Below are 25,702 nucleotides of genomic sequence, written 5' to 3' on the forward strand. Positions count from 1 at the left end.
TTACATATCATAACTGATATTATTACGGGGTAAAGGTATGCTAATAGAGATGTAAAAATTCTTCGAATGCCGTGGAAATACATGTACAGGCTTGTGGAAAAATATCCACAAATATTAATATCAAAAAATAGGCTGTATCATATAACAAATCAGACAACCTTAAAAACTAAAGTCCGTTATTCTGGACTTTTAAGAGATCTATTTCAGATCAAAATATTTTAAATACAATTTTGGAGAAAAAGAATAAAAATTTATGGGTATTGAGATTATTTGGTATTTCGTATATATCTGCGATTTCTTTTAATTAAAAAAATTTCAATAACCTTCGGTAATAGAGAAATATCCATTTGTGAATTAGATTTATGTCTACTGTTCATAATCCATAGACCTCCATCATGACCTTCCTTTATATCTTTCCACTTTAATTGATAAGCATCTCTATAGAAAAGAGTCCATAACTTTGCTCTAACACAATGCAACATTTAAAGGTTATTAAAAGTGGAACTAAAAATTTTTGAAAACTATACCATCCCTTTTTACAAAAAAACCTACAAAAATTGATTTTTGTAGGTTTTATCATATTTTCGTACATTATATACATTTTATAATTGCACTAAGTGGAGAATACGGGATTCGAACCCGTGACCTTTTGACTGCCAGTCAAACGCGCTAGCCAACTGCGCCAATCCCCCGTTTTTTTGTAAGGCGATACAAAAGTAAGTATTTAAATGATATTTGCAACTATTTTATAATTTTTATTGAATTAAAATTAATGGAAATAGGCTCAATGACCATAAAATCCATCATTATCCCTAGAATAAATTCCTAATTAACCTATTTTTGTCTGAAATTATAATACAATCATGCAACTCTATACAAAAAGATTAGTTCTTCGGGATATTACGATTGATGACAAACAGGATATTTTCGATTACCGCTCAGATGCCGAAGCCAATAAATTTCAAGGCTGGATTCCTGAAACCCTGGAAGAAGTGGAAAGTTTTATCCAAAGAAACACAACTGAATTCAACCAACCTGAAAGCTGGTATCAGCTGTTGATTACTGATCAAGAAACAAAAGCAGTCATTGGAGATATCGGAATTCATTTTATTGGAGATGAAAATGTACAGGTAGAACTTGGAATTACCTTAAACACCTCATTTCAGGGTAAAGGGTATGCTTCTGAGGCTTTAAAAGGTATCATTGATTTTCTTTTTAATGATTTACAAAAACACAGAATTACAGCTTCCGTAGATCCTGACAACACTGCTTCTCTTCAACTGATGGAAAGAATTGGTTTAAGAAAAGAAGGGCATTTTGTGAAAAGTCTGTTCTGGAAAAATAAATGGGTTGATGATATTATTTATGCAGTTCTTCGTGAAGAATGGGTTACAGAATAGATGCCTTTCAGATATCATTGTTTTGCTGTACTACGCAAAATGAATTTCCTTCGGGATCAAGAAGAACTACATAGTCAGCATCATCTTCGTAATTCCAGCCTGGCATCTTTCCAGCCCCAATACTAAGAAGCCGCTCTACTTCCTGCCGCTGATTATCAGTTATCAGGTCCATATGATGTCTCTTTGGCTGTTCTGAACTGGTTAATTTTAATGATAACTGCATTCCATCTCCTTCCTTTGGTATCAGAATGGCAAAGTCAACATCAGGCTCATTCTTTATTTTGTAGTGCAAAGCTTCACACCAAAATGCAATTGCTCTGTTCAAATCCGCAACGCCCCAAACGATGGATAATATTTTTAATTTCATTTTAGTGTTGCTTTAAATAATAAAGAATTTAAGATCTTATAACTCTATTCTCAAAAAGAAATAATTACAAAACGGTATATTTTTCGTAAAATAGAGTGAATTTTGTTCTTACAATCGTTAAAGTAACTAAACCATTGCAAATCAAATAGGATACGATCATTGTATGAAACCACTTTTTAACCGTAACTGTAATCCAGTTATCATTTTCGATCAATGAGTACATCTCTTTTTTTAAGTGCGTAATCACATGATCCTTTTCTTTCCGTTTAATGAAAATAAGTCTTTCATAATCTTTGGTAATCTTTAATCATTTTTAGTTTAACAAGTCTTTATGTTGGCTTATTTCATGGGGTTAGTTTTATTATTCCAAATATAGTGAAATAATAAAAATTACTTTATGACGCCAGTCATAAAAGAATACCAGCATTAGATAAAAAGTTTATTAACAAAGAATTTTCTACTCAAAAAGAAAAGTCCAAATCATCAGCAGAAGGTCTGAAATTAGAATGCATCGCAGCTGTAAAATAATCACAGAACACCTGATACACTTCAGAATTAATATCCGTAGCCCGGATTCCCAGCTGTGTATAAATAGTAAGAATCTGATGGGATAATCTTTGAACCAGCTCTACTCCATATTGGTGGATTTCGTTTTGATATCCTTCAGAAATATCTTTGTGATCACCGAGTATATTTTCTACTTCTCCGGCAATTTGCAATACTTTTTCCAAATGCTTTTCAACAGACTCTGTGAAACTTTTGAAATGGATCTCAGGACGAATATATTCTGCTTCTTCAATAAAATGAGAAGCCATTCCCAAATAGTTGACCAACAGTGTCAAGTCTGCAAAAATCCGAAAAGGAATAGTGTCCAGAATATCATTGGTGAAAAAAGTATCGTAAACAAAACTATAGTCTTCATTAACGAGCACATTTTCAACAGTGAATGAATAGGTGCCACTGGCCTTCATTCCCATAGATTTCCAGTTGGGAATAACCTCAGCTTGTTCTTTCGAAATAATAAATGATCGAATTATTCCATTGCCATGACCATCCATTAAAGGTTTTCCATTTTCTGTAATTTTGGCATTCAATGTAAAATGGGTAAGATGAGGTGCACCTGTTGCAAAATTCCATGAACCGTTGATCAGATAGTGGCTGTTGTCTATTTTTTCTGCAGTTCCTCCCACCATTCCGCTGCCACCAAAGCAGGTTTCAGAATGGATAAACAGTAATTGAGCAATTTCAGGCTTGATATTTCTGGAAAAATAATTGGCTCCGGCACAAAGTGTCAGCATCCAGCCAAAGCTTCCATCGGTTTCTGCACAGCTAAATAAGGTGTTAAGTCCTTCTTCAAAACGATAGCCGAGTCCTCCATATTTTTTGGGAACCCATATTTTAAGCAGTTTTTCTTCATGAATATGCTGCATTACTTTATCAGAAATTACAGGGGCTCCATGAAGTTCCCGTCTGATCTCTTTAGTACTCAGCATTAGCTTTCGATTTAATAATTTTTTGCCACTCTATATATCCGGAAATGGCTACTAAAAATAAGAATGACGTCAAAACAGCATAGAGATACAATTCTTTATGAATCATTAAAGGAATAGAAATGATATTACTGACATTGAGTATCACCCAATTTTCAATTTTCCGTCTCGCCATCAGCCACATTCCCGCCCAGGCAAAAGCACTCACCAGAGAATCCCAGATAGGAACATCCGAGTCTGTAAAATGGGTCAGAAAAGACCAGAATAAGATAAAAGTTCCCAGAACAATTCCTCCCGTAATCCATTTTTCTGTGGTGGTGGTAACAGAGATTTCCATTTCTGATTTCTGCTTTCCGAATTTCCAATATAACCATCCATAGATGCTCATGATCAGATAATAAAGATTTAAGGTAAATTCAGCGTACAGCTTGGAAGTAAGCATCACATACAGCGTAAGCAGAATCCCCGCAATTCCGAAAAGGTAGTTGTTGACATTGTTTTTACGGGCCAGTAAAACCTGAATGACTGAAAATAAGACTCCGAACCATTCCGGTAAGGTAATTTGTTTTAAAATGTCCTGCATCATATTAATTATTAGAAATCAAATGATGAGATGATCAGTAAGCAATCCCTACACCGGCATTATCCGGATCAGGTGTGGAAATACATTCCTGGGTATCATCTCAGCCACTGTTTTGTAGCACCCCATTGTTCGGCAAAGGTGCAGCTTTTTGTTGAAAAAAGAAAGGACTTTGGTTTTTTATTTACAGGATATGATCACGATTATAAAGAGTCGATGAGGGAAATTATAATTTTATGGATAACTAAAAATTTATATTATGGACAATCAAGAAATATCAGTACTTAATGACTTACTTCACATTACCAACGACAGAAAGCAAGGCTTTGAAAAAGTTGAGGGAAAAGTATGGGAAATGTATCCGGATGTAAAAGATGAATACGAACATATGATTTCGCAGTCGAAAATCATGAAAAATGAACTGATCAACCTCATCACAGAAAAGCAAGGCACTCCGGAGGACTCAACGTCCATGGCTGGAGCTGTTCACAGAACTTGGATTGACATTAAAAATTCTTTTACCATGGGAAATCTCATAGAATCTACATTAGAAAATGTGGTATTTGGCGAAAAAGCAGCTATTGAAGCTTATCAAAATGCCCTGGACACAGGTGAGCTCAGCCCAAAAAGTACTGAGATTGTGTCTGAACAGCTTCGTATCCTTAAAGATTCTTACAGACAATTCAAGAAAATTGAAGAATATAAAAAGAAAGAATAATCAAAAAACTCCTCTTAAAAAGAGGAGCTTACTATAATCAAGAACAAAATAATATTTAATCAATTCAAAATTATTAAATATTGTATGCTCATACTTATGATGCAGGTCATAAAAACTCAATATTATTTGACCGCATTTTTAGCTTTTTCCGATTCCTGCAAATGATGTTCAAGTGTCGGAAGGGCTTTCGCTGCGAAAGATTTTAATGAGGCTTCTGTTCCTTCTGACGCCTCTTTTTTGAATGCTTCCACATCTTCTTTATGATCACTGACCATTAGATCTGTATATTTTTGTCAAAGTCTTTACCTTTCTTAGCTTTCAGGTCATCATACATCTTCTGCTTTTCGGCATCCAGACTTGTGGGTAAGGTATACCCTATTCCTGATGCCCAATTCTTAAGCTCGTCATTCGCTTTGGAATGATCGGTTACCATCATTGCTCCCAAAGATTTTACCACTGAGTTTTCAGCGTTTGTTGCGGCCAGTTTTCCCATCATTACTTCCATCAGTCCTCCTATGGCTGCAGCATCTGCAAACTTTTTGTCCTGATCACTGAGAGTACTTTTCTGATCTTTGGTGTCTGACATTTTGGTGGAGTCGCTTACCGTCATCCCGGATTCTGCAGGGGCAGACATTGTGGTACTTTCCTCAGATTGACTCGTGGTTGTCGGTTCGTTTTTTTTGCAGGCCGTTAAAGCAGCTAATGCAAAAATTGTTACTACAAGATTTTTCATAATAATAAATTTTAAGTGGTGATATTAATGAAGTCAAACAATGACTTTGTTTATAAATGCAACAATTTATCTGCCAAAAACCGATTACAACACTTCTAACCTAATCATAAAACATTATGAATAAATACCTTACAACTTATTAACCAACCGGAATGTAAGATTAATACGCTCCTTCATAGCGGTTAGAGACTTGGCAATACGATGTTCCCAGTTTTCCTGAAGGTCTCCTTTCATAATCAATAATGATCCGTGAGGAAGAGGCAGGCTGTATTTACTCTGATGATGGTCTTTTTTCCTGAAATCAAAATTTCTGGTTTGCCCCAGACTTACTGACGCAATCACCGGACGTTTCCCATATCTGCTTTCCTTATCCCGATGCCAGGCAACAGAATCGTTATGATCTCTGTAAAGGTTCAACAATACGGAATTGAATTGATAGCCAAATGTTTCTTCTATTCTTTGTTTTAAAGAAAACAGTTCCGGTGTCCAATGATGGGCATCCAGTTCATTGTCTGAAGGATAGGCATTTTTCTCATCTCCATACCAGGCGGTTAAGCGAGGTGTGAGAACCATCTTATCATACATTTTCTGGGTACGTTGTTTCCAGGGAGCTGTTTCAAGCAGATGAATTTTAAGGCGGTCAGCTTCTTCCTGATTCAGGAAATGTTCTCTGTATTCCAGAAGGTCTTTTGGAAATTCGTACAGATCTGCTGAGTCGAACAGGCTAAGTTGGGTCATTTTTAAACTTTATAAATGGTAGAATACAGTTTTCTTTTACAGTATAAGAGTTTTGTTATTCAATTACAGTTCATTTTAAAAAACTAAATTGATACAAATTATATCCACAAATATACTACAACTGATACAAAATCAACCAAGATAAAAATGTTGCATTTTAAACCTTTCCGGATTTCAATAAAAAGGAGACCTGATTTTTTCAGGTCTCCTTTTTAAAGATTGTATTTACATGGCTTTGCTGTTAAGATTGGTATCAGCAACTTTTGTAAGCAGTTCATCACATTTTTTTCTTCTTCCAATGTGCTTAAAAAGTTTTTAAGACACTCTTCTTCCTTCAATACTTTTGCGAATGCTGCCAGTGTTCCATAAGTAGCAATTTCATAATGTTCAACTTTTTGCGCTGCTGCAATAATGCCCGCATCTCTTACTGCTCCCGGTTCTGTCTCTTCCATAATGCTCTTTCCTTCATCCAGCAATCCCTGCATAGCATCACATTTTTTTGTCTGGGCTTTTTTTCCTAATGCTTTAAAACATTCTTCCAATCTTTCCACATGGCCTTCTGTTTCCGTGATGTGCTTATCAATGCCTTGTTTAAGCTTTTCACTGGTTACATTTTTCATCATTGCCGGCAGCGCTTTCAGCAGTGCTTTTTCAGCCCAGTAAATATCTTTCAGCGCATCTTCAAAAAGATCTTCCAAACTTTTGGCTGCATTTTTTTTAGCCGGAGTTTTTGCTTTTGCTGTTGTTGCTTTTTTGGCTGGTGTTTTTTTGGTTGCCGTTTTAGTTTCCATATTATAATAATTTAGTGATTGATTGGTGGTAAATCTGCAACTATAAGACCATTTTTGTCCAAAATACTGAGATGTGGTATCTAAAATTACAGGAGCTTATATGGTAAGATAAAATTAGAATAGCTGTTCGCAGAGAATAAAAGGCCTGAAAATTTGCCAATCATTACGGTGTTTGTTTTTTTACCCATATACTTACCGAACCAGAATTTACAGTAAACACCGCTTTCCCGTCTTTATCCGTATAAATTTCTTCATGACGGTTCTTTAAAAAATCGGTATAAACCGAATCCGCATGTTCTTTTCCCAATTCTATTTCTTTATAACCTTCTTCGCTATTAGACATGATTACAATGCAGCCCGCATGCTTTTCATCTCCTTCCCTTACAAAAGCCACGCAGTTGGGATGATCAAAATAATCGGTCTGTTTACCATATGCAAAAAGCTTTCTCGCTTCAAGCAGACCGGGAAGCTCTTCAACCTTCGGCATGATGATATGCACTTCCTGCTCATCCTTTATATCGATATAATCTGCACCAAAAAGATCGGGATAAAATACACAGGGATAAGCTTCATCGGTAAGAAGAATAATAGCATAAGCCAAGGATTTGAACCAGTCTTTCACCGCAGATTCAAGAGCCTGAAGCTGCTGTGTATCGTGGTTTTCAACAAAAGAAACTGAGAATACCGGTTTCTTCTCCAGGAAGCTTCCTTTTAAAATCCGGCTCATATCATAATCTTTACCACCCTGTGATGCTTTAAAGAAATTATAATGCAGCGGAGTATCAAAACAAGAGATAAGATCAGACATTTTATCGGAAAAATACTCAATTTTTTCTGCCTCGTCTTTCCAGAATTCACCCAAAACAAAACATTCAGGATTTACTTCTGTTTTAATATAGGAGACCCAGTCTTTCAAAAAGTTGGAGGAGATATGGTTTTAAGGCATCCAATCGGATTCCGTCTACTTTCGTTGTTTCCATATATCATCTGATCCAGTTTTTCATTTCCTCCACAACATAAGGATTACGGTACTCTATGTCAGCTCCCATCAGATAATCATAATTACCGAACTGATGACTTACGGCATCTGTCCACTCCTCACCATATTCATTATGGATTTTAAAAACACCCTTCATCTCCTCTCCTTCTCTGATCACATAATCAATACCGCTGAAACAGTGGCAGTCCCATATAAAGTCCGAATACACTCCTTTTCTTCCCGGAAAAGTAAATTTCGTATAGGCTGAAACCTCCATATTTTCAGAGATTCTTTCATTACGCTTTTCTTCATTCAGCTGATGTACCATAATCTTTTCTTCTTTATCTCCACCCATCCTGTGGTTTAAAACAATATCCGCATACACAGACATTCCCACTTCATGCGCTTTCTCTATTGCCATTAAATATTCGGCTTTTGTCCCGTACCGGGTTGGTATACTGCCTTTCTGATCAAATTCTCCCAAATCATAAAGATCATATACATCATAGCCACGCCCTTCCATATTGAGACTGCATTTATTGGCAGGCGGAAACCATACGGCAGTAAATCCCAAATCTCTTAAATATTCTGCTTTTTCAGCAAACTCATTCCATAGGTTTCCGGGATGATACCAATGGAAAAACTGAATAATAACTCCATTCATATCCGTTAAGATTAACCGTTAACAATTAAACCTCCATTAGGATGAAGAACCTGTCCCGTTATCTGTGATGAAGTATCTGTGGCAAGAAATAGAAAACTTGCTGCCACTTCTTCGGTAGAAGCATTACGTTCTAGCGGCGGTTTATTCTGATCTTCATCTTCTTCCCCAAATGTTTTTTCCGTAAGCGGCGTGGCTACCGGTCCGGGTGCAACAGCATTCACCCGTATTCCTTTAGGTTTAGCCTGCAGTGCCAGTGAACGGGTGAACGAAACAATAGCGCCTTTGGTTGCTGAATAATCCAGTAATTCTTCATGTCCAAGATAGGCAGTAGCTGAAGTAGTATTGATAATAGAATCCCCTTGTTTTAAATAAGGAAATACAATCTTTGTCAGCAGGATCATTCCGATAATGTTGGAATCGAAAGTTTTGCGGATATCCTCTTCTTTAAGATTTTCTATACTTTCACAAGGAACCTGGGTTCCTGCATTATTAATCAGTATATCTATTCCTCCGAATTTAGAAACTACCTCATTAACAACAGATTTACAAAATTCACTATCATTAATATCACCTTCAAACGAAAGGACTTTTCTTCCTGTTTTTTTTATTTCATCCACTGTTTTCATGGCATCTTTGGCATCATGATAGTGTATGAAGGCAATATCAGCTCCTTCTTTAGCAAATAAAAGAGCGATGGCTTTACCAATTCCGCTGTCTGCTCCTGTAATAAGGACAGATTTATTTTTTAGTTGTAAATCTTTCATAGGTGTGATTATAGTTTATTATTGAAATAGATTTATTCTTTGTTTTTCCGTTTCTTATCCAGTTCCAGCTTAAAGCATCCCAGAATGAATTCACTGTAATAGAGCTGGGCATTAACAGGTTTGGTTCTGGAGTGCAGATCTAATTTCTCTGAAAGAACCACTTTTCCTTTGTGGGCAATGGCAAAGTAAGCGAAGAGCTTCCCTTCTGATTCTTCCACCGGAGTGGCATATCCTGTTACTCCAATAGACCAGTCGGTTTTGTAGAGTTTACCTACCTGCAACGCCATTGTTTCAGCAATATGAGGAGATACAGAGTTATATTGTCTGGCTTCCAGAGCATCTACATCAAGAAGATTTACCTTTTCTTCTAAAGTATACGCTGTCATGCCGCCTTTAAAAAATTGGGAGGCATCCTTCATCTGGGAAAACGAAAACTGTAAAAATCCGGCTGTAACACTTTCAGCCGTTGAAACGGTTTCATCTCCTGAAAGAAGATACTCTCCGATACGCTTAAACAGTTTCTCGAGTTCTATGACGAAATGCACCAGGGATTTTACTGACAATGAATCAGCGTGGGCAATTTGAGAAGATTTTAAAATCATGCTGTATATATTATAATAGTATTAAGACTATTGTTGCACGGGATCCTGTGAATGTTCTTTTTCTTGGGATAGTTGTCCAAGTTTCTCATAATATTTGTGAAGCTTGTCCAGCTCTTCTTCCGTCAGATCTTCAATATCCACCAGTCTGTTACTGGCTTTTTCATAGGAGGCTATCAATTCGTTGAGTTTTATCTGAATAGCCTTAGAGTCTTTATTCTGAGTTTTCTGAATCAGAAATACCATTAGGAAAGTTACAATTGTGGTTCCCGTATTGATAACAAGCTGCCAGGTTTCAGAATAATTGAAAAGAGGTCCACATACAGCCCAGACAATAACCAGTAAACTTGCTGTAATAAAAGCACCCGGACTTCCGGTTATACAGACAACACGATCTGAAAACCTTTCAAAAAATTTTTTTTTCATAAATAACACGATTTTGAATAAAATGGTAATACAAGTTATCAAAACAACAGTATAAAAATTATGACTCAAGTCACCTATGCCTTTTATGACTTAGCTATTATTATAGTATACTTTCCAACAATATTGAGTTTTGTTTAAAAATGTGGAGAACCGCATAATTATTTTTACCCGTTAAAAACAAGCCATTTTTTTGATCAATCTCTTTTATAACAAATTGTAAACGAAAGATGTGGAATAGTTAACATATTCAAAAAAGAGAGAAATAAAGCATATTCCAAAAACTGAATAAAATCACTTCGTTAAGATTTAATACTTAATTAAAAAATAATTATCCATCTTTGCAGCCTTAAAAATCAAACACGCTAGTTTATTTCATGAGCATTACTTTTAAAAAGCGACTAATTATAGCGCTTGTATTACCTACGGCCGCCATCTATTATGGGCAGAGTACGAAGGATTCTTTAGAGAAATCCAAATCTATTGATGAGGTTATGTTGGTGGGTAGAAACCTTTCCCAAACAGCCAAAGAGAGAAAAACACCTGTTGCGGTTTCCAACATTAAGGCTGCAGAAATTCAGGAGAAACTGGGAAACAGAGAATTCCCTGAAATTATGAAGTCTACTCCATCCGTTTACGTGACCAAAGTAGGTGGTGGTTTCGGAGACAGCAGAATCAACATGAGAGGTTTTGACGGAGCTAACATTGCTGTGATCATCAACGGACAGCCTGTGAATGATATGCAGGGAGGTACCGTTTACTGGTCCAACTGGACCGGTTTGGCTGACATTGCGAGCAATATTCAGATTCAAAGAGGTTTGGGAGCATCTAAATTTGTTGTTCCTTCCGTGGGAGGAACCATCAATATTGTTACCAAAGCTACCGATTCTGAACAGAAAGCAATGGTGAAAGGAGAAGTTGGAAATGACAACTACTCCAGAATATCTGCTATGTATTCTTCCGGATTAAAAAACAAATGGGGAACAACTGTATTGCTTTCCCGTTGGCAAGGTGACGGATACATCAATGGAACAAAAGGAGAAGGTTACTCATGGTTTTTCTCTACAGGATTTAAACCTAATGAAAAGCATGCTTTCAACTTAATCGCTACCGGAGCTCCTCAGGTACACGATACAAGAAGATCTTCTGCAACCGGAGCCAATGTGGCAACATTGCAACAGTTTGAAACTTACGGAAGAAGATACAACCCACAGACAGGAATGTTGAATGGTTCTCAATTCAACCTTGCTCCTAACTTCTATCACAAGCCTATCGCATCATTGAACTGGGACTGGACAATGAATGACAATCTTAAATTATCCACAGTTCTTTATGGTTCATGGGGACGCGGTGGCGGTGGTACCGGACTTAACGGTTCTATCAAAAACGCAGCCGGACAAACTATGAACTTCATGAATTATGGAGCAGGTGGTGACGGTACAATCAACTGGGATATGATTTATCGTTATAACAGAGGCGGTATGGTAACGGATTATAATGGAAATAGCTTCCAGAAATCTACTTTTACTGCTCCTGCAGGCTCTCCTGGCGACTATAATGGACAATATGTATCTACTCTGAACGGAACCACTGGTATTGTGAGAAAGCAAAGCATCAATGCTCACGACTGGTATGGAGTAATCGCAGACCTTAATTACAAAAAAAATAACTGGACTTTCAACGGAGGGATTGATCTTAAAACTTACAAAGGAGCTCTATATGATATTGTAACGGATATGTTGGGATCTGATGCTGTATTTGTTCCTGGTACAGCAAATGCTCCAAAAGGATATTATATCAATCAAACGGTAAAACCAGAACCGCTTACCAAGCTTAAAGATGCTCAGAAAGTATCTATCCATAATGAAGGTTTGGTAAAATGGGCTGGTATTTATGGAATGGTGGAGTACAGTTCTGAGAAGCTAAGTGCATCTGTCCAGGGATCTGTTTCCGAGCAATATTACAAGAGAAGAGACTATATGCTATATACTCCTGGAAATCAGGAGACAAAATGGTATCATAAAACAGGTTATATTGTAAAAGGAGGTGCCAACTATAATATTGACGACCACCACAATGTATTTTTCAATACAGGAGTTATCTCAAGACAGCCTTTATTCAATGCATTATTCCCGTCCAACCAGAATATCTATAATGATGCTAAGAATGAAAGAATCTTCTCTGTGGAATTAGGATATGGTTTCAAATCGCGTTATATAGATGTGAACATCAATGCTTACAGAACGCAGTGGGATGACAGATTTATCTCAAGAACATTCAATGCTACAGCGGCAGATGTTGCTAAATTCCCTCAGCTTAACCTTGGAAGTGCATATTTCTACAATGCTCTGAACGTAGGTCAGCTCCACCAAGGAATCGAATTGGAAGCAAAAGCCAGACCTTTTACGAATCTAAGATTAAGAGGAATGGTATCAATGGGTAACTGGAAATATAAAGGAAATGCTAACTTCAACATCCTTGATGTTCAGAACAACCAGGAAATAGCTGGTGCAACCGGAACCATCAATATCAAAGACCTGAAGGTTGGAGATGCTGCTCAAACAACTGCAAGCATCGGTGCAGATTATAATATCACCAAAGCTTTCAGTATCGATGCCAACTGGGAATATTATGACAAGCTTTATGCTCAGTTCAACCCGATCAACTTCCTTACGGAAGCCGCAAGAGAAAAAGGAATTGTAAAATTGCCAAGCTATCATTTATTTGATGTAGGGGCTTCTTACAAGTTTACATTGGATGCGAAAAAGTCTTTAACATTGAGAGCGAACGTTTACAACTTATTCAACAAATATTATATTTCTGAATTAAGCTCCAATATCTTCGCAGGTGATAAAATTGCGAATGGTCCGGATGCAGGAAAAACGTATCAGGAAGCTGGAAGAGTGTACCAGGGAGTTGCAGACGGTAATACAGGATTCCTTGGTTTTGGAAGAACCTGGTCAGTTGCAGCCACTTTGAGATTCTAAGTAATATATTTCAATAATGAATCAATTGAATAGGCTGTCCCAAAAATGGGACAGCCTATTTTCATCATAAGCATTAAAAATAAGGTTCTATCTTTTACAGCTTAAAAATTTTTAGGTTTCTTATGTTGAGCAGCTTGTTTTGCGATTTCGTCAATACGGTTTTTTCTGGTTTCGGGTCTTTTGGCCAACACAATCCATTGCAGCAGCATTTTTTTCATGGATTTGCTTAAACTTAGAAAATAGGTTTCGGAACCTTCATGTAGTTTAAATGTTTCATTCAGATCTTCAGGAATAGTAAGATCTTCTACAGAATCCAAAATATTCCAAGAACCATTCTCTTTTGCAATTCGGATAGTTTCAAATCCTGCTTTTGTCATCAGCTTATTTTCGATCAGTTTCTGAACCTTATCCTTATTAATTTTTGACCAGGTACTTTTCGGTTTCCGTCTGCTGAATAGCTGCATAAACGAACCTTCATCAATTGTCTTCCTTGTACTGTCAATCCAACCAAAACAAAGGGCTTCATCTACCAGATCCGTCCACTGAACAATGGGCAAATTTGATTTTGTGGTATTGCAAATAAGCCATACAGACTGTTCTATATGATGATTCTCTTCAAGCCATTGCCGCCATTCTGTCTTTGTCCTGACATGAAAGGTCTGTTTCTCTGCAATTTTACGCATAGCTTTTTTTTATTACTGTAAAATTAAAATACTTTAGTGACAATAGTTTGTCAGTATTAAAATTTCAAATAATTAATTATGACATCCCATAATATAAGCCTATTAAAGAAATAAATGATAAATTAGTCAAAATAAATCATTAAAAATATTCTACCTTATCAATCGAATATGGACAGAGAAACTATAGATTATATTATTAGATACTTTAGCAAATTAATGACAAAGGATGAATCATTAGCACTGAATCATCATATGTATACTTTGAAGAGTTCTGAAAGTGTACATATGAGAAATCTAATGATAGAACGAGGCTGGATAAATTCTGATCCTGAAGTTATACAACTATTAGAACATGGATATCAAACTTTTGAACAAAATGTTGTGACCCGGATAATGGCAGAAACTCCCGAAAAAGTTTTTTTCAACAATTGTCCTGAATGCCACAAACTCGCCCGTACTCCACATGCTAAGCAATGCAGATATTGTGGATATCACTGGCATCATTTAACTGTTGCTCACTTTAAGCTCAATAATACATTTCAGATTACAGGAAGAAATTTTTTCTTAATAGGAAAAATTGAAGAAGGTAAAATAAAAGAAGGACAAAGAATAGATTTAAGAATATTGGGTCTTAATAAAAAGCCTAAAATTCAATCCATTGAATTTGCCCTTACACGGCACGACGGAAAAGCGTGGGAAGATATTGCACTGGGCATAGACGAGCTAACTGCAGAAGATAAAGAATATTTAAAAAGTATCATGCCTGTCAGAGATCCACTTGACATCATAATAGAATAAATTATTTTTTCGAGTTCTTCACCTGCAGTGCTCTCTGATAAAAGGACTGATTGGCAATTTTCTCTTCGGCTTCATCAATGGCAGTCAGCAGATTATTTTTATTGTCTGCAATATCACCTAAAATCTGGGACATCAGTTCCCAAACGGGTTTCATTTTTTCAATGAGCTCCTGCCCTTTTGAAGTGAGTTTAAAAAGCCTTTTGCGCTCGTCCTGTTTATCTTTTTCCCATTGGATCAACTCCTGCTTTTCAAGTTCTTTGAGCAGTGTTATGGTGGATGGATGGGTATATCCTATTTCATTGGCTATTTCAACAACACTTGCCATTTCTTTTTTATAAATGGTGAAAATAACCGGAAACCACTTCAGTTCAAAATCAATTCCGAATGCTTTATAGATGAGTGCTCCGTCTTTCCTCAATTGTTCGCTTAGGCGGTGCAGTCTGGTGGATATGGCAAGAATTCCTGCTTCGTTGATTACATTCATATTCAGTCAAGATTTAAGTGGTAAAAAACATCATCGGCACTCATTAGAGGAAACTTCGCGGGAAGATCGCTTTTTTCAATCTTTACAAAAAGATTCCTTTCATAGAAACGCTGGGCTGCTTTCAGTACCGTTATGGTTCCCAAATATAAATCATCAATTCTGTTTTCGCGGCAGAAAGAAATTAAAACTTCCAGTAATTCTTGCGCAATATTCAGTTCTTTTCCTCTGAATTCCTTTTTAACAAACATTTTTCTGATGGCTCCTGCCTTTTCATCAAATTTAACCAATGCTATAGAACCTACCAGCTGATTATCTACAAAAGCACCCCAAAAGTTACCTCCGGCTTCCATGTAAAAACTTTCTATCTGCAAAAGATCAGGCTGATCTTCTATAGTAATCGGAATATTAAACTCTTTTTGCTGGATCGTCAAAATCAAATCAATAGCCTGTTCTGAATAGGAATTCCCTATGGATTGTATCTCTAATTTCATAGTGTCACATTTTAAAGTACAAAACTACGTAGTTGAATACATATATGCAAATCAATTCTACTTTTTAAAAGATTTTAACACTAAATTTCAAAAAAGGGAATTTATATATAACGATATTTATGTAATTTTCTTTGCCCAAAAATTAATAACCCACGCCAAAATGAAAATAGAAAACCTGAAGCCTTTTAGCGGACAACATTGTGAAACTACTGCCACAGGAACATTATTACAACACATTGGAATTGAACTTTCCGAACCCGTGCTTTTCGGGTTGGGTGAAGGTCTCGGTTTTATTTATTGGAATATGAAAACGATGGACTTTCCTTTCATAGGAGGACGGATAAAACCTGATCTGCTCACTCAAAATTTAGCCAGAAATCTGAATCTGGAATTAACCGTAAAGAAAACTTCTTCACAACAAAAGGCCTGGGATAAGGTTAAAGAACTTCTCAATGACGGACAGGCAGTAGGATTGAAAATGGATTGCTATCATCTTGAATATTTCTCAAATCCTTTCCATTTTGCCGGACATTATGCTGCTATTTATGGTTATGATGATGAAAATGCTTTTCTGATTGATACCAGACAACAAGGCGGACAAGTACAAACATCTTTAAAAAGTCTGGCTATGGCCCGTTCTGAAAAAGGTCCGATGGCTTCTAAAAATCTGTATTATACCCTCAGGAATAAAGACAGAAAATTTGATCTGAAAAAAGTCATCATTACTGCGATCAAAAATAATGCATCTGAATATCTGAATCCACCCATTACCAATATTTCTTACAAAGGGATTTTAAAAACAAGTGCTGAAATTATCAAATGGTTCAATACAAGTAAAGATATTGAAGGAGAATTTAAGCAAGCGGCTTTACTAATGGAAAAAGCAGGAACCGGAGGTGCACTGTTCAGGAATTTATACCGTGATTTTTTGAAAGAAAGTTATGAACTGATTCAACTTGATCCGCTGAACACAGGCTATGAAGCCTTCACTGAAATTGCCGGACTCTGGACAAATGTATCTCAGCTGTTTGAAAAAGTGAGCCAGACAAAGGAAATAAAATATATTCAACAGGCTTCGGATATTTTAAAAACGATATCTGAAAAAGAGAAAAAAGCGATGGAAATATTGGCAACACTCTAGCTATTTTTTGCAAACTCTTTAAGTTTGAAATAAAAAACGTATGCCATTCATGACATACGTTTTTATGATATTACATTGCTGAAAACAGTTATTTCCAGCCTCCGCCTAAAGCCTGATAAAGCTCTACGGCTGCTTTCATTTTACTGTATCTTGCATTGGAAATGTTAAGTTCTGCATTCAATGAATTCACACTTGCATTCAATACTTCAAGATAGTTCGCCATACCATAGTTCACTAATTCCTGGGAATAGTCAACCGATTTTTTGTAGGCATCCAGCTCTTTTTGTTTCAATTCAATGAATGAATCCTGAACAGAGAAAACCCTGATAGCATCCGAAACTTCTTTCCCGGCAGTCAAAACTGTTTTTCTGAAGTTTAAATAGGCAGTTTCTTTATTGGCAAGACTTACGTCATAGTTGGTCTGAATCTGTCTCTTATTTAAAATCGGCTGAGCCAGTCCTGCAACTACATTGGCAAATAAAGAGTTCACACTAAACAGGTGATCAATATCTACTGATTGTACACCTCCGCTTCCTGTCAGTTTTAAAGTTGGATAAAACTGAGCTTTGGCAGCATTGGTCAACTCAAAAGCATTCATTAAATTATATTCCGCTCTCATAACATCCGGACGGTTGGCCAGAAGTTGAGTAGGATAACCTAATTTCAAATCGATGGGAAGCTTTTGCCCTTCCAATGTAGATCTTTCGATAGCGTGAGAAGGTTCTCCCATCAAAAGACTCATGGTATTTTCCAGCAACTGTATCTGTGTATCAATATCAATCAGTAATGATTTGGCATTGAAAACCAGAGCCTCACTTTGCTGTACTGCTACTTCAGTAACTGTTCCGGAAGTTTTTAAAGCCTTAGTAGCTTCAAGGTTTTTCTCTCTTACCGCAATGGTTTCCGTAATAATTCTCTTCTGTGCATCAAATGTCAACAATTGATAATATGCAGAAGCAATGGAAGACACCAAACTACTTTTAACCGCTTTATGTGCTGCAACAGTTCCTAAATAAGTGGTCAGCTGTGCTTTCTCCTGTGCCTTCAATTTACCCCAGATATCAGCTTCCCATCCGATACTTGCCGTAATGTCAAACTGGTTCACATAACGTCTTGATCCGATGATCTGTCCAAACTGTGTATTGATAGACTGAGTTTGAAAGGTATAGTTGGGTCCGATAGAAAGTGTCGGCTGATACGCTGCTTTACTCTGTTTAAGATACGCTTCCGCAGAATTAATACTTTCCAAAGCAATTCTGATATCAAGATTGTTCTCCAGTGCCTTAGAAATATGCCCCTGCAATATCGGATCAGTGAATATCTCTTTCCAGGAAATATCTGCAATATTCGTACTGTCCGAAGGAAGCATATCTGTACGGAACAGCTTTTCGTCTACAACATTCTTCGGTCTTTCATATTCTTTTCTTGCCATACAGGATGAAATGGCTCCGAGTATGAAAACTGAAAAAGTGATTCCTTTTATGATGTTTAATAAACTCTTCATTATTTTTAATTAGAAGTTAGAGTTTAGAAGTTAGAAGTTAGTTTCTAGACTTATCTCTAATTGCTAACTTCTAATTTCTTAAATCTTAATTTTACTCTGCTAAATTGATATCTTCTTTTTTGATAGGTTTAATTTTTTCCTGTAGTGTTTCAAAAATCACATACAGAACCGGAATTACAAATAATCCCAAAACAGTTCCTATCAATAGTCCGATGGCCGCACCCGTAGCGATAGATCTGTTACCTACTGCTCCAATTCCACTTGCCAGCACTAACGGCAATAAACCGAAAATAAAGGCGAATGATGTCATCAGAATAGGTCTCACTCTGGCTTTCGCTGCATTGATGGCTGACATTACAATGGTTTCTCCATGATGCCTTCTCTGAACAGCAAATTCCACAATAAGGATTGCATTCTTCGCGAGCAATCCCACGAGCATGATCAGGGCAATCTGGAAGTAAATATTATTTTCAAGTCCCATGATCTTCTGGCCGAAATAAGCTCCCATTACCCCAAGAGGAAGAGAAATAATGACGATCAGCGGAAGGATATAACTTTCATACTGTGCAGAAAGGATAAAGTAAACGAAGATCAAACTCAGTCCGAAAATCAAAAGCGTTTGAGATCCTGAATTTAATTCTTCTCTCGTTAACCCGGTAAATTCTACGGCATAGTTTTGATTAAGGGTTTCATCCGCTACCTGCTGTACTGCGGCAATTGCATCCCCGGAACTGTATCCGTCAGAGTTCGCTCCCGTTACCTTCACTGAAGTAAAGAGGTTGTAACGGCTTACGGATTGTGGTCCGTATGCTTTTGTCAATGTTACAAACTGTGAGATCGGCGTCATAATCCCTGATCCTGTTCTCACATAAAGCTGATTCAGATTTTCAATATTCTTTCTGTTTTCAGGAAGAGCCTGAACCATCACTCTGAACTGCTTTCCATACTTAGTAAAGTCTGCAGTATAAATACCTCCGATATACCCCTGCATCGTAGCCAGAATCTCGTTTACAGAAACCCCAAGCTGCTTACTCAGAGGAACATTAATTTCCATCTGGTACTGAGGATATTTGGTATTGAATGAAGTCTGTGCAAACTGAATTTCCGGTCTCTGCATCAGCTTACCGATGAATTCATTGGTTTTAGCATCCAGATCAGCATATTCTCCGCCTGATTTATCAAGCAATACCATTTCAAAACCTGCACTGTTACCAAATCCCGGTACACTTGGCGGCTGGAAGAATACGACTTTAGCATCAGGAACAGATCCTACGATTCCAAATAATTTTTTAGTGATATCTTCAGAAGTCTGTCCGTCTTTTTTTCTTTCTTCGAATGGTTTCAGTTTCACAAAGGCAAGACCGTTGTTACTTCCGTTCCCGGATAAGAATCCTCTACCTGTCGAGATCGTTACGTTCTGTACGCCCGGAACTTTCAATGCCTTAGCCTGAAGAGTTTTCAATGCGTTGTAAGTTCTTTCCATAGAAGCTCCCGGAGGAAGCTGAACATCGGTAAAGATAATCCCTCTGTCTTCTGTAGGTACAAACCCTTTCTTCATGCTGCTGCTTGCCCAGAACAGAATACCTCCGGTAACAGCGAAAATTATCAGGGTTACCCATTTATGTCTCAACAGGAATACAAATCCTCTTCCGTAACGCTCAGTAGTTGTTTTAAAAGCAATATTAAACTTATAGAAAAACTTTTGTAACAGGTTCAGATTTTTATATTCTGCATGATGCGCTTCGTGAGGTTTTAAGAATAATGAACATAAAACCGGACTCAACGTTAATGCGTTAATCGCAGAAATGATGATGGCTATAATCAGCGTAATACCAAACTGTTGGTAGAATACCCCAGTAGGACCTGTAATAAACGTCACTGGAATAAATACCGCTGCCATTACCAAAGTAATCGAGATAATAGCTCCCGTAATCTCATCCATCGCCTCTACTGTTGCTTTTTTAGCATCGGAAATACCATGCTCCATCTTGGCGTGAACGGCCTCGACGACGACGATGGCATCATCCACTACAATACCAATCGCCAGTACCAATGCAAATAAGGTTAAGAGGTTTAATGAATATCCGAATAAATTCAGGAAGAAGAATGCCCCCACAATAGATACCGGAACCGCGATAGCCGGGATCAGCGTAGATCTGAAGTCCTGAAGGAAAATATATACTACAATAAATACCAGAATGAAGGCTTCGATAAGGGTATGAACTACCTTTTCAATAGAAGCTTCCAGGAATTCATTGGTATCGAAGTTGAAAGTATACTTGATTCCCTGCGGGAAAGTTCCTTCAGCCGATTTCAGATAGGCTTTGATATTTTTAATAATCTCCTGTGCGTTGGATCCCGGAGTCTGGAAGATCCCCATACTGATGGAAGGATTGTTCCCGTTCTCCCCGATTCCTGTGTAAGACTGTCCTGCCAGTTCCACTTTGGCAACGTCTTTCAGCATCAGGTTTTGTCCGTTTGCCAAAGATTTGATGATGATATTATCGTACTGTTCCTTATCGTTGAATTTCCCTACGTATTTGATGATATACTCAAAAGAACTACCGCTGTTCTGGCCGATAGAACCCGCTGCTGCTTCTCTACTCTGCTCATTGATGGCATTGGTAACGTCGGTAGGAGTTACACTGTAGGCAGCCATTTTTGCAGGATCAAGCCAGATTCTCATCGAGTAGTTTTTACCACCGAAAACGTTCGCATCTCCAACACCATTTACCCTTTTCAGGTTAGGAATAATATTGATATTCAAAAAGTTCTGAAGGTATACGTCATCCAGGTCTTTATTTTCAGAATAGAAGGACATATACATCAGGGCACTGGTCTGCTGCTTCTGGGTTACTACCCCTGAACGCGTTACTTCGGCAGGTAACAGCGGCGTAGCTCTCGCTACACGGTTCTGTACGTTTACCGCTGCAATATCCGGATCTATTCCCTGTTTGAAGAAAACCTGGATCTGGGCAGAACCGTCGTTTCCGGCACTGGAAGTGATATAATCCATACCTTCCACCCCATTGATCTGTTCTTCCAAAGGTACTACTACACTTTTCATTACCGTCTCGGCATTGGCTCCCGTATAGTTTGCGGAAACACTCACCGTAGGCGGTGCAATGTCCGGATACTGTGTAACCGGTAACGAGATCAGTCCCAGCACACCGAGAATCACAATCAGGATTGAGATTACGGTGGATAAAACCGGTCTGTTAATAAAGTTTTTTATCATTAGAATTTCGGTTTTATTGATTGAACAAGACTATCCATTTTAATTGGCTGCGGTTTCACGGCTGTTCCCGGTTTCAGACCTCCGATACCAGCTGCAATAACTCTTTCACCTTTATTAACTCCTGATTTGATAAGAGCCATATTGTCGATTCTGTCGATAACATTCACAACAACGTTTCTGGCAGTATCTCCCTTTTCTACTTTGTATACGTAAACGATACCTTGTTGCTCATAAGTAGCACTTTCAGGGACAACAAGAACATTATCATAATGCTGAGGGAATCTGATGGTTCCACTGTTCCCATTACTTAATAATTTCTGAGCATTCGAGAAAGCAACTCTAAACTGGATAGTTCCGGTTGTAGGATCAATCTGACCGGTAATGGCTTCAATTCTCCCTTTTTCAGGATAAAGACTTCCATTGGCCAACTGAAGTTCCACCATAGGTAAGTTTTTAATTTTTTCAGGCATCGATGCGCCCGGAGATTTTTCAAGGAAATCAAAATATTCCTTTTCATTCATCGCAAAGTAAGCGTAGATCTCAGAGGTATCAGAAATCGTTGTCAGAGGAGTCTGGTCAGACGGCCCTACCAAACTTCCTACTTTCAATGGCAGTCTTCCGATCACTCCAGAAATAGGAGCACGAATGATAGAATATTCGATGTTGGCTTCCACCCCTTTATAATTGGCTTCAGCCTGTCTTTTGGCTGCATTGGCCTGCTGTAACTGTGCCTGAGCCTGAGCCAACTGAGCCTGGGCAGTCTGTAACTGTACGTTGCTGATGATATTTTTCTGAACAAGAGGTTTTAGTTTGTTTACTTCAACCTGAGCTGCATTTACAGAAGCCTGAGCCGCCGCAACACTGGATGCCGCTGCACCAATTCCTGCTTTGGAAGCTGCTGCATTTTCGTTCAGGATATTGGTTTCCAGACGGAACAAAGGCTGTCCTTTGGTAACATATTGTCCTTCATCTACCAATACCTGGGTAATATACCCTTGTATCTTTGCACGTACATCATTGTTTACCCTACCCTGGATGGTAGCCGGAAACGTCTGATAACCCACTATATTTTTTGACTCCACTGAGATAACAGGATATGGCTTGGCACCATCCTGTTTCGGAGCTTCTTTTTTGCAGGCAGTCAGTGAAAGCGCTGCAATGGAAAGTATAACTAGCTTATTATTCATTTTATAGTTTATTAAGAGATTCCTGAATATTTTCTATGTTTTTATTTAAGAGTGCTTTGTAAACTTCTATTCTTTCGTTGTATCCATCGTCTTTACTTTTTTTAAAATTGTTTAAATCATCTAATAGTCTTAGTTCGTCCTGCATTTTCTGGACAATTTTTTCGAATCGTATTTTCTTGTATTCATCATTGATGAAAAAATACCGTTTCCGCTCATCCATTTTGTTATGATCTACGATAAGCTGGGCATTGAGCAGTAATGAAATACTGGTAGAAACAGAGCTTTTACTCGCAGAGAGCACTTCAACAAACTCGTCAAAAGTAATTCCTACTTTCTCATAGTCGAAAAGAAGGTAGGAATAAATTTTTGAAGCTAAAGGGGGTAAGCTAAACACGGTGCCATAGAATTTTACGGCATCTTGAAAAATTTTTTCATCAATTTCTATACTTTGGTGCATAATATAAAAATTTGAACAAAAGTAGAAATTAGTTCAGAACCAAACGAACAAACCTGATAGAGTTTATAAATACAGGGCGTTTTAAAAATTCAATGAAAGTTGATTTAACTTTTTGATTAAATTATAATCTTCTCAAAAGCTTTTCTCATTCCGTCTTTCAAAAGAACTTCTCCGCAATAAGAATAACCTCTGCCTTCAAGGATTTTCAACATGGCAATATTGTCATGATTGGTATCAACTTTAATACTCTGAATTCCATGGGATTTAGTAAATTCTTCGATCTGATCAAAAAGCTTCTTTACCATTCCCTGTCCTGCAAATTTTTCATCTACAGCCACTCTGTGAACTACAACAAATTCACCATCACTTAACCACGCTCCTTCAATGGTGCTGTAAGCAGGTTCATCATTCAGAATAAGTGCTACATATACTGCAATCTCTCCATCCACTGTCATAACGTGACCAAATCCTTTGGCAATATCGCTTTCCACTGTCCCGAGATTAGGGTACCCGTTCTGCCATTGGGTACTTCCATCCTGTCTTCTTCTTTCGATGGATTGCTGAATGATTTCCCAAATAATGTTTCTGTCTTCAATTTCCGCTTGTCTTAGTTTAATCTCTGGATTCATGTTATAAAAATTTGATTAAAAGATTGAATGATTTAAGAATTTAAAATCAGAGTTATTGCTTTTCGTTCAATCTTTGAAATATTTATTTTTTGATGGTTTGCAATTAAAAAACCGAAAATTAATTAAAATTAATTTTCGGTTCGAAGTAGTAAAATTTAAAATTATGAAATTGTTTATTGATTTTCACTTTGTTGAAGGTAAGCATCAATAATTTCAAATGCTCTTTTTTCTTCTTCCAGATCTACCATTACCTTCAGCGAGGTGGCTGTTGGCGTAGTGGTAAACGTAAGATAATTATTTTCAACGGTATTTGCAATTTGCGCGTCATCCAATTTAGACTTAACCAACTGAATTTCTGAAGGGTTATCACTTTCATAAACTGATACTCTCGTACTTCTTTCCATATTCTAATTGTTTGAGTATCTAAATATACAATGTTTTTTTTAAAATTACAAATTCCGGATTTTAAATTTTATTAATATTGTTTTCAATTTTGTCTAAAGCAAGCTGGATTTCTTCTTTAGTAACATTCAAGTGAGGTCTGAAACGAAGAGACTGATCCCCGCAAGGAAGAATAATCAATCCGTCATTGAAAAGCTCGTTCATCAGGTGGTTTCTCTGCTCTGCAGTAGGAAGATCAATAGCACACATCAAGCCTCTTCCTCTTGCATTGGAAATTTTTTCAGGATATTTTTCAGCAAGAGCTTTTAAGTTTTCCAGTAAGAAATCTCCAACTACTCTTGCGTTCTCAACAAGATTTTCTTTCTCAATCACTTCCATTACCAACTGGAAACGAAGCATATCGATAAAGTTCCCTCCGAATGTTGAGTTGATTCTTGAACTTTCCCTGAAAACATTGTTCGGAACCTGATCAAATTTTTCTTTGTTAGCCAATACACCACAAACCTGAGCTTTTTTCCCGAAAGAAATAATGTCCGGTTTTGCTGTGAAATGCTGGAAAGCCCACATTTTCCCTGTAATGGCAATCCCTGTCTGAACTTCATCAAAAATAAGTAAGATTTCGTTATCATCACAGATTCTTCTTAATCCTAATAAGAATTCGTCTCTGAAATGATTGTCACCTCCTTCAGCCTGAATAGGTTCAATGATAATACAAGCCACTTTATCAGGGTGCATCAAAATAGCCTCTTCAATCTGAAGTAAAGCAAGATTTTCGTTTTTGATAGTTTCTTCAAGGTTCTCTTCTGTGATGGGAAACTTTAATTTTGGATTTAAAATTCTCGGCCAGTTAAACATTGGAAAATATTGATACTTTCTTGGGTCAGAAGTATTGGTTAGGCTCAAAGTATAACCACTTCTTCCATGGAAAGCCTGTTTGAAGTGGATACAGATTCCAGCTTCAGTGTCTAATCCTTTTTCAAAGTTTTTGCGGGTTTTCCAATCGAAGCATGCTTTCATTGCATTTTCAACCCCCATTGTTCCGCCTTCAATAAAGAAAGCATATTGTAATTCTTCAGGGATAACCACTCTTTCGAATACCTCAAGGAAATGAGCGTATTCTTCCGAGTAAACGTCAGCCAAAGTAGGTTTATTAACAGCCATTCTTCCTAACCATTCTGATCTTTCAACAAGATAAGGGTGGTTGTATCCGATGGATGCAGATGCAAACATAGAGAACATATCCAGGTATTCTCTGTCTGTCAGTTTATCATAAAGCCATGATCCGTGTGACTTTTCAATATCCATCACAAAATCGAAACCGTCTGCCAACACATGTTTTCCTACTGTTTCTTTTACTTTATTTGCTTTTATATCTAATGTGTGTTCCATAATAAATTTGTAGTGTGATTTAATAAATGAACGGTTAAATGATCCAAAAATGAAGCGTTTAATCAT

General features: G+C 37.3%; 25 protein-coding genes, 1 tRNA gene, 1 pseudogene and 1 riboswitch. Of the genes and pseudogenes, 5 read left to right on the top strand and 22 right to left on the bottom strand.

The window, feature by feature from the left end:
• Positions 1-618: 618 nt before the first annotated feature.
• Positions 619-692, bottom strand: a tRNA-Ala gene (locus KBP46_RS04300).
• A 171-nt stretch (positions 693-863) separates the two neighbouring features.
• Here KBP46_RS04300 and KBP46_RS04305 point away from each other — a divergent pair.
• Positions 864-1,400, top strand: coding sequence for a GNAT family N-acetyltransferase (locus KBP46_RS04305; RefSeq protein WP_062669998.1), 537 nt, complete (start codon positions 864-866; stop codon positions 1,398-1,400).
• Between the two features lie 7 nt (positions 1,401-1,407).
• Here the strand turns inward: KBP46_RS04305 and KBP46_RS04310 are convergent, their stop codons facing one another.
• From KBP46_RS04310 to pnuC, 3 genes are all read right to left on the bottom strand, one after another.
• Positions 1,408-1,767 (bottom strand): VOC family protein, encoded by a 360-nt coding sequence (locus tag KBP46_RS04310; RefSeq protein WP_062669996.1) that lies wholly within the window; start codon positions 1,765-1,767, stop codon positions 1,408-1,410.
• A gap of 461 nt (positions 1,768-2,228) precedes the next feature.
• Positions 2,229-3,260, bottom strand: coding sequence for a hypothetical protein (locus KBP46_RS04315; RefSeq protein ID WP_216444731.1), 1,032 nt, complete (start codon positions 3,258-3,260; stop codon positions 2,229-2,231).
• Positions 3,247-3,843 carry a nicotinamide riboside transporter PnuC gene (gene pnuC / locus KBP46_RS04320; RefSeq protein ID WP_062670006.1) on the bottom strand — a complete coding sequence of 199 codons (597 nt, stop codon included), beginning with the start codon at positions 3,841-3,843 and terminating at the stop codon, positions 3,247-3,249. The genes KBP46_RS04315 and pnuC overlap by 14 nt, the downstream gene beginning before the upstream one ends.
• 25 nt (positions 3,844-3,868) lie before the next feature.
• Positions 3,869-3,975: riboswitch (TPP riboswitch) on the bottom strand.
• A 121-nt stretch (positions 3,976-4,096) separates the two neighbouring features.
• Here pnuC and KBP46_RS04325 point away from each other — a divergent pair.
• Positions 4,097-4,555, top strand: a complete 459-nt coding sequence (locus KBP46_RS04325) for a PA2169 family four-helix-bundle protein (protein WP_216444732.1) — start codon at positions 4,097-4,099, stop codon at positions 4,553-4,555.
• 122 nt (positions 4,556-4,677) lie between these two features.
• Here KBP46_RS04325 and KBP46_RS04330 read toward each other — a convergent pair.
• The 8 genes and pseudogenes from KBP46_RS04330 to KBP46_RS04365 all read right to left on the bottom strand — a co-directional run bounded on the left by KBP46_RS04330 (position 4,678) and on the right by KBP46_RS04365 (position 10,249).
• Positions 4,678-5,288: pseudogene (locus tag KBP46_RS04330) on the bottom strand (DUF4142 domain-containing protein).
• A gap of 129 nt (positions 5,289-5,417) precedes the next feature.
• Positions 5,418-6,026, bottom strand: a complete 609-nt coding sequence (locus KBP46_RS04335) for an alpha-ketoglutarate-dependent dioxygenase AlkB (protein WP_062670013.1) — start codon at positions 6,024-6,026, stop codon at positions 5,418-5,420.
• Positions 6,027-6,238: 212 nt separating this feature from the next.
• On the bottom strand, positions 6,239-6,817 hold the full coding sequence (locus KBP46_RS04340; protein WP_216444733.1) for a ferritin-like domain-containing protein: 579 nt from the start codon (positions 6,815-6,817) through the stop codon (positions 6,239-6,241).
• Positions 6,818-6,980: 163 nt separating this feature from the next.
• Positions 6,981-7,733, bottom strand: a complete 753-nt coding sequence (locus tag KBP46_RS04345; RefSeq protein ID WP_216444734.1) for an alpha amylase C-terminal domain-containing protein — start codon at positions 7,731-7,733, stop codon at positions 6,981-6,983.
• Between the two features lie 67 nt (positions 7,734-7,800).
• Positions 7,801-8,460 carry an alpha-amylase family glycosyl hydrolase gene (locus tag KBP46_RS04350; RefSeq protein WP_216444735.1) on the bottom strand — a complete coding sequence of 220 codons (660 nt, stop codon included), beginning with the start codon at positions 8,458-8,460 and terminating at the stop codon, positions 7,801-7,803.
• A gap of 11 nt (positions 8,461-8,471) precedes the next feature.
• On the bottom strand, positions 8,472-9,224 hold the full coding sequence (locus tag KBP46_RS04355) for an SDR family oxidoreductase (protein WP_216444736.1): 753 nt from the start codon (positions 9,222-9,224) through the stop codon (positions 8,472-8,474).
• Between the two features lie 32 nt (positions 9,225-9,256).
• A complete protein-coding gene (locus KBP46_RS04360; RefSeq protein ID WP_216444737.1) occupies positions 9,257-9,826 on the bottom strand; it encodes a CinA family protein in 570 nt (189 codons plus the stop codon).
• 27 nt (positions 9,827-9,853) lie between these two features.
• The gene (locus tag KBP46_RS04365; RefSeq protein ID WP_216444738.1) at positions 9,854-10,249 is read right to left on the bottom strand and encodes a low affinity iron permease family protein; all 396 of its coding nucleotides are present in this window, start codon (positions 10,247-10,249) and stop codon (positions 9,854-9,856) included.
• A gap of 374 nt (positions 10,250-10,623) precedes the next feature.
• Between KBP46_RS04365 and KBP46_RS04370 the strand changes: the two genes are divergently transcribed.
• A complete protein-coding gene (locus KBP46_RS04370; protein WP_062670024.1) occupies positions 10,624-13,233 on the top strand; it encodes a TonB-dependent receptor in 2,610 nt (869 codons plus the stop codon).
• Between the two features lie 101 nt (positions 13,234-13,334).
• Here the strand turns inward: KBP46_RS04370 and KBP46_RS04375 are convergent, their stop codons facing one another.
• On the bottom strand, positions 13,335-13,916 hold the full coding sequence (locus tag KBP46_RS04375) for a YdeI family protein (protein ID WP_216444739.1): 582 nt from the start codon (positions 13,914-13,916) through the stop codon (positions 13,335-13,337).
• A 168-nt stretch (positions 13,917-14,084) separates the two neighbouring features.
• Here KBP46_RS04375 and KBP46_RS04380 point away from each other — a divergent pair, with 168 nt between their 5' ends.
• Positions 14,085-14,714, top strand: coding sequence for a hypothetical protein (locus KBP46_RS04380; protein WP_120230955.1), 630 nt, complete (start codon positions 14,085-14,087; stop codon positions 14,712-14,714).
• A gap of 1 nt (position 14,715) precedes the next feature.
• Here KBP46_RS04380 and KBP46_RS04385 read toward each other — a convergent pair whose 3' ends face one another.
• Together KBP46_RS04385 and KBP46_RS04390 are read right to left on the bottom strand one after the other, a co-directional pair.
• Entirely contained in the window at positions 14,716-15,198 is a 483-nt protein-coding gene (locus KBP46_RS04385) for a MarR family winged helix-turn-helix transcriptional regulator (RefSeq protein WP_062670029.1), read from the bottom strand.
• 2 nt (positions 15,199-15,200) lie between these two features.
• Positions 15,201-15,689: a GNAT family N-acetyltransferase gene (locus tag KBP46_RS04390; RefSeq protein WP_216444740.1), complete on the bottom strand. Its 489-nt coding sequence runs from the start codon at positions 15,687-15,689 to the stop codon at positions 15,201-15,203.
• Between the two features lie 160 nt (positions 15,690-15,849).
• On the opposite strand from KBP46_RS04390, the gene KBP46_RS04395 reads away from it, so the two are divergent.
• Positions 15,850-16,830 carry a BtrH N-terminal domain-containing protein gene (locus KBP46_RS04395; protein ID WP_216444741.1) on the top strand — a complete coding sequence of 327 codons (981 nt, stop codon included), beginning with the start codon at positions 15,850-15,852 and terminating at the stop codon, positions 16,828-16,830.
• Positions 16,831-16,918: 88 nt separating this feature from the next.
• Here KBP46_RS04395 and KBP46_RS04400 read toward each other — a convergent pair whose 3' ends face one another.
• From KBP46_RS04400 to lat, 7 genes are all read right to left on the bottom strand, one after another.
• Positions 16,919-18,334, bottom strand: a complete 1,416-nt coding sequence (locus KBP46_RS04400) for an efflux transporter outer membrane subunit (RefSeq protein ID WP_216444742.1) — start codon at positions 18,332-18,334, stop codon at positions 16,919-16,921.
• A gap of 91 nt (positions 18,335-18,425) precedes the next feature.
• Entirely contained in the window at positions 18,426-21,572 is a 3,147-nt protein-coding gene (locus KBP46_RS04405) for an efflux RND transporter permease subunit (RefSeq protein WP_062670038.1), read from the bottom strand.
• Positions 21,572-22,759 carry an efflux RND transporter periplasmic adaptor subunit gene (locus KBP46_RS04410; protein ID WP_062670040.1) on the bottom strand — a complete coding sequence of 396 codons (1,188 nt, stop codon included), beginning with the start codon at positions 22,757-22,759 and terminating at the stop codon, positions 21,572-21,574. Before KBP46_RS04410 ends, KBP46_RS04405 begins: the two co-directional genes overlap by 1 nt.
• A 1-nt stretch (position 22,760) precedes the next feature.
• Positions 22,761-23,216 carry a hypothetical protein gene (locus KBP46_RS04415; protein ID WP_034694378.1) on the bottom strand — a complete coding sequence of 152 codons (456 nt, stop codon included), beginning with the start codon at positions 23,214-23,216 and terminating at the stop codon, positions 22,761-22,763.
• A gap of 116 nt (positions 23,217-23,332) precedes the next feature.
• A complete protein-coding gene (locus KBP46_RS04420; protein WP_216444743.1) occupies positions 23,333-23,845 on the bottom strand; it encodes a GNAT family N-acetyltransferase in 513 nt (170 codons plus the stop codon).
• Between the two features lie 173 nt (positions 23,846-24,018).
• Positions 24,019-24,249: a DUF2007 domain-containing protein gene (locus KBP46_RS04425; RefSeq protein WP_062670045.1), complete on the bottom strand. Its 231-nt coding sequence runs from the start codon at positions 24,247-24,249 to the stop codon at positions 24,019-24,021.
• 61 nt (positions 24,250-24,310) lie between these two features.
• A complete protein-coding gene (gene lat, locus KBP46_RS04430) occupies positions 24,311-25,636 on the bottom strand; it encodes an L-lysine 6-transaminase (protein WP_216444744.1) in 1,326 nt (441 codons plus the stop codon).
• Positions 25,637-25,702 lie beyond the last annotated feature (66 nt).

Origin of the sequence: Chryseobacterium sp. PCH239 (assembly GCF_018924625.1) — a bacterium.
In the GTDB taxonomy this organism is placed as follows: Bacteria; Bacteroidota; Bacteroidia; order Flavobacteriales; family Weeksellaceae; genus Chryseobacterium; species Chryseobacterium cucumeris.

Coding starts and splice junctions, on each gene's coding strand:
- KBP46_RS04305 (WP_062669998.1), top strand. CDS start 864: ATGCAACTCTATACAAAAAGATTAGTTCTTCGGGATATTACGATTGAT.
- KBP46_RS04390 (WP_216444740.1), bottom strand. CDS start 15,689: ATGAAATTAGAGATACAATCCATAGGGAATTCCTATTCAGAACAGGCT.
- KBP46_RS04350 (WP_216444735.1), bottom strand. CDS start 8,460: ATGAATGGAGTTATTATTCAGTTTTTCCATTGGTATCATCCCGGAAAC.
- KBP46_RS04415 (WP_034694378.1), bottom strand. CDS start 23,216: ATGCACCAAAGTATAGAAATTGATGAAAAAATTTTTCAAGATGCCGTA.
- KBP46_RS04340 (WP_216444733.1), bottom strand. CDS start 6,817: ATGGAAACTAAAACGGCAACCAAAAAAACACCAGCCAAAAAAGCAACA.
- KBP46_RS04365 (WP_216444738.1), bottom strand. CDS start 10,249: ATGAAAAAAAAATTTTTTGAAAGGTTTTCAGATCGTGTTGTCTGTATA.
- KBP46_RS04400 (WP_216444742.1), bottom strand. CDS start 18,334: ATGAAGAGTTTATTAAACATCATAAAAGGAATCACTTTTTCAGTTTTC.
- KBP46_RS04335 (WP_062670013.1), bottom strand. CDS start 6,026: ATGACCCAACTTAGCCTGTTCGACTCAGCAGATCTGTACGAATTTCCA.
- KBP46_RS04425 (WP_062670045.1), bottom strand. CDS start 24,249: ATGGAAAGAAGTACGAGAGTATCAGTTTATGAAAGTGATAACCCTTCA.
- KBP46_RS04315 (WP_216444731.1), bottom strand. CDS start 3,260: ATGCTGAGTACTAAAGAGATCAGACGGGAACTTCATGGAGCCCCTGTA.
- KBP46_RS04420 (WP_216444743.1), bottom strand. CDS start 23,845: ATGAATCCAGAGATTAAACTAAGACAAGCGGAAATTGAAGACAGAAAC.
- KBP46_RS04375 (WP_216444739.1), bottom strand. CDS start 13,916: ATGCGTAAAATTGCAGAGAAACAGACCTTTCATGTCAGGACAAAGACA.
- KBP46_RS04355 (WP_216444736.1), bottom strand. CDS start 9,224: ATGAAAGATTTACAACTAAAAAATAAATCTGTCCTTATTACAGGAGCA.
- KBP46_RS04395 (WP_216444741.1), top strand. CDS start 15,850: ATGAAAATAGAAAACCTGAAGCCTTTTAGCGGACAACATTGTGAAACT.
- lat (WP_216444744.1), bottom strand. CDS start 25,636: ATGGAACACACATTAGATATAAAAGCAAATAAAGTAAAAGAAACAGTA.
- KBP46_RS04385 (WP_062670029.1), bottom strand. CDS start 15,198: ATGAATGTAATCAACGAAGCAGGAATTCTTGCCATATCCACCAGACTG.
- pnuC (WP_062670006.1), bottom strand. CDS start 3,843: ATGATGCAGGACATTTTAAAACAAATTACCTTACCGGAATGGTTCGGA.
- KBP46_RS04310 (WP_062669996.1), bottom strand. CDS start 1,767: ATGAAATTAAAAATATTATCCATCGTTTGGGGCGTTGCGGATTTGAAC.
- KBP46_RS04380 (WP_120230955.1), top strand. CDS start 14,085: ATGGACAGAGAAACTATAGATTATATTATTAGATACTTTAGCAAATTA.
- KBP46_RS04325 (WP_216444732.1), top strand. CDS start 4,097: ATGGACAATCAAGAAATATCAGTACTTAATGACTTACTTCACATTACC.
- KBP46_RS04370 (WP_062670024.1), top strand. CDS start 10,624: ATGAGCATTACTTTTAAAAAGCGACTAATTATAGCGCTTGTATTACCT.
- KBP46_RS04410 (WP_062670040.1), bottom strand. CDS start 22,759: ATGAATAATAAGCTAGTTATACTTTCCATTGCAGCGCTTTCACTGACT.
- KBP46_RS04360 (WP_216444737.1), bottom strand. CDS start 9,826: ATGATTTTAAAATCTTCTCAAATTGCCCACGCTGATTCATTGTCAGTA.
- KBP46_RS04405 (WP_062670038.1), bottom strand. CDS start 21,572: ATGATAAAAAACTTTATTAACAGACCGGTTTTATCCACCGTAATCTCA.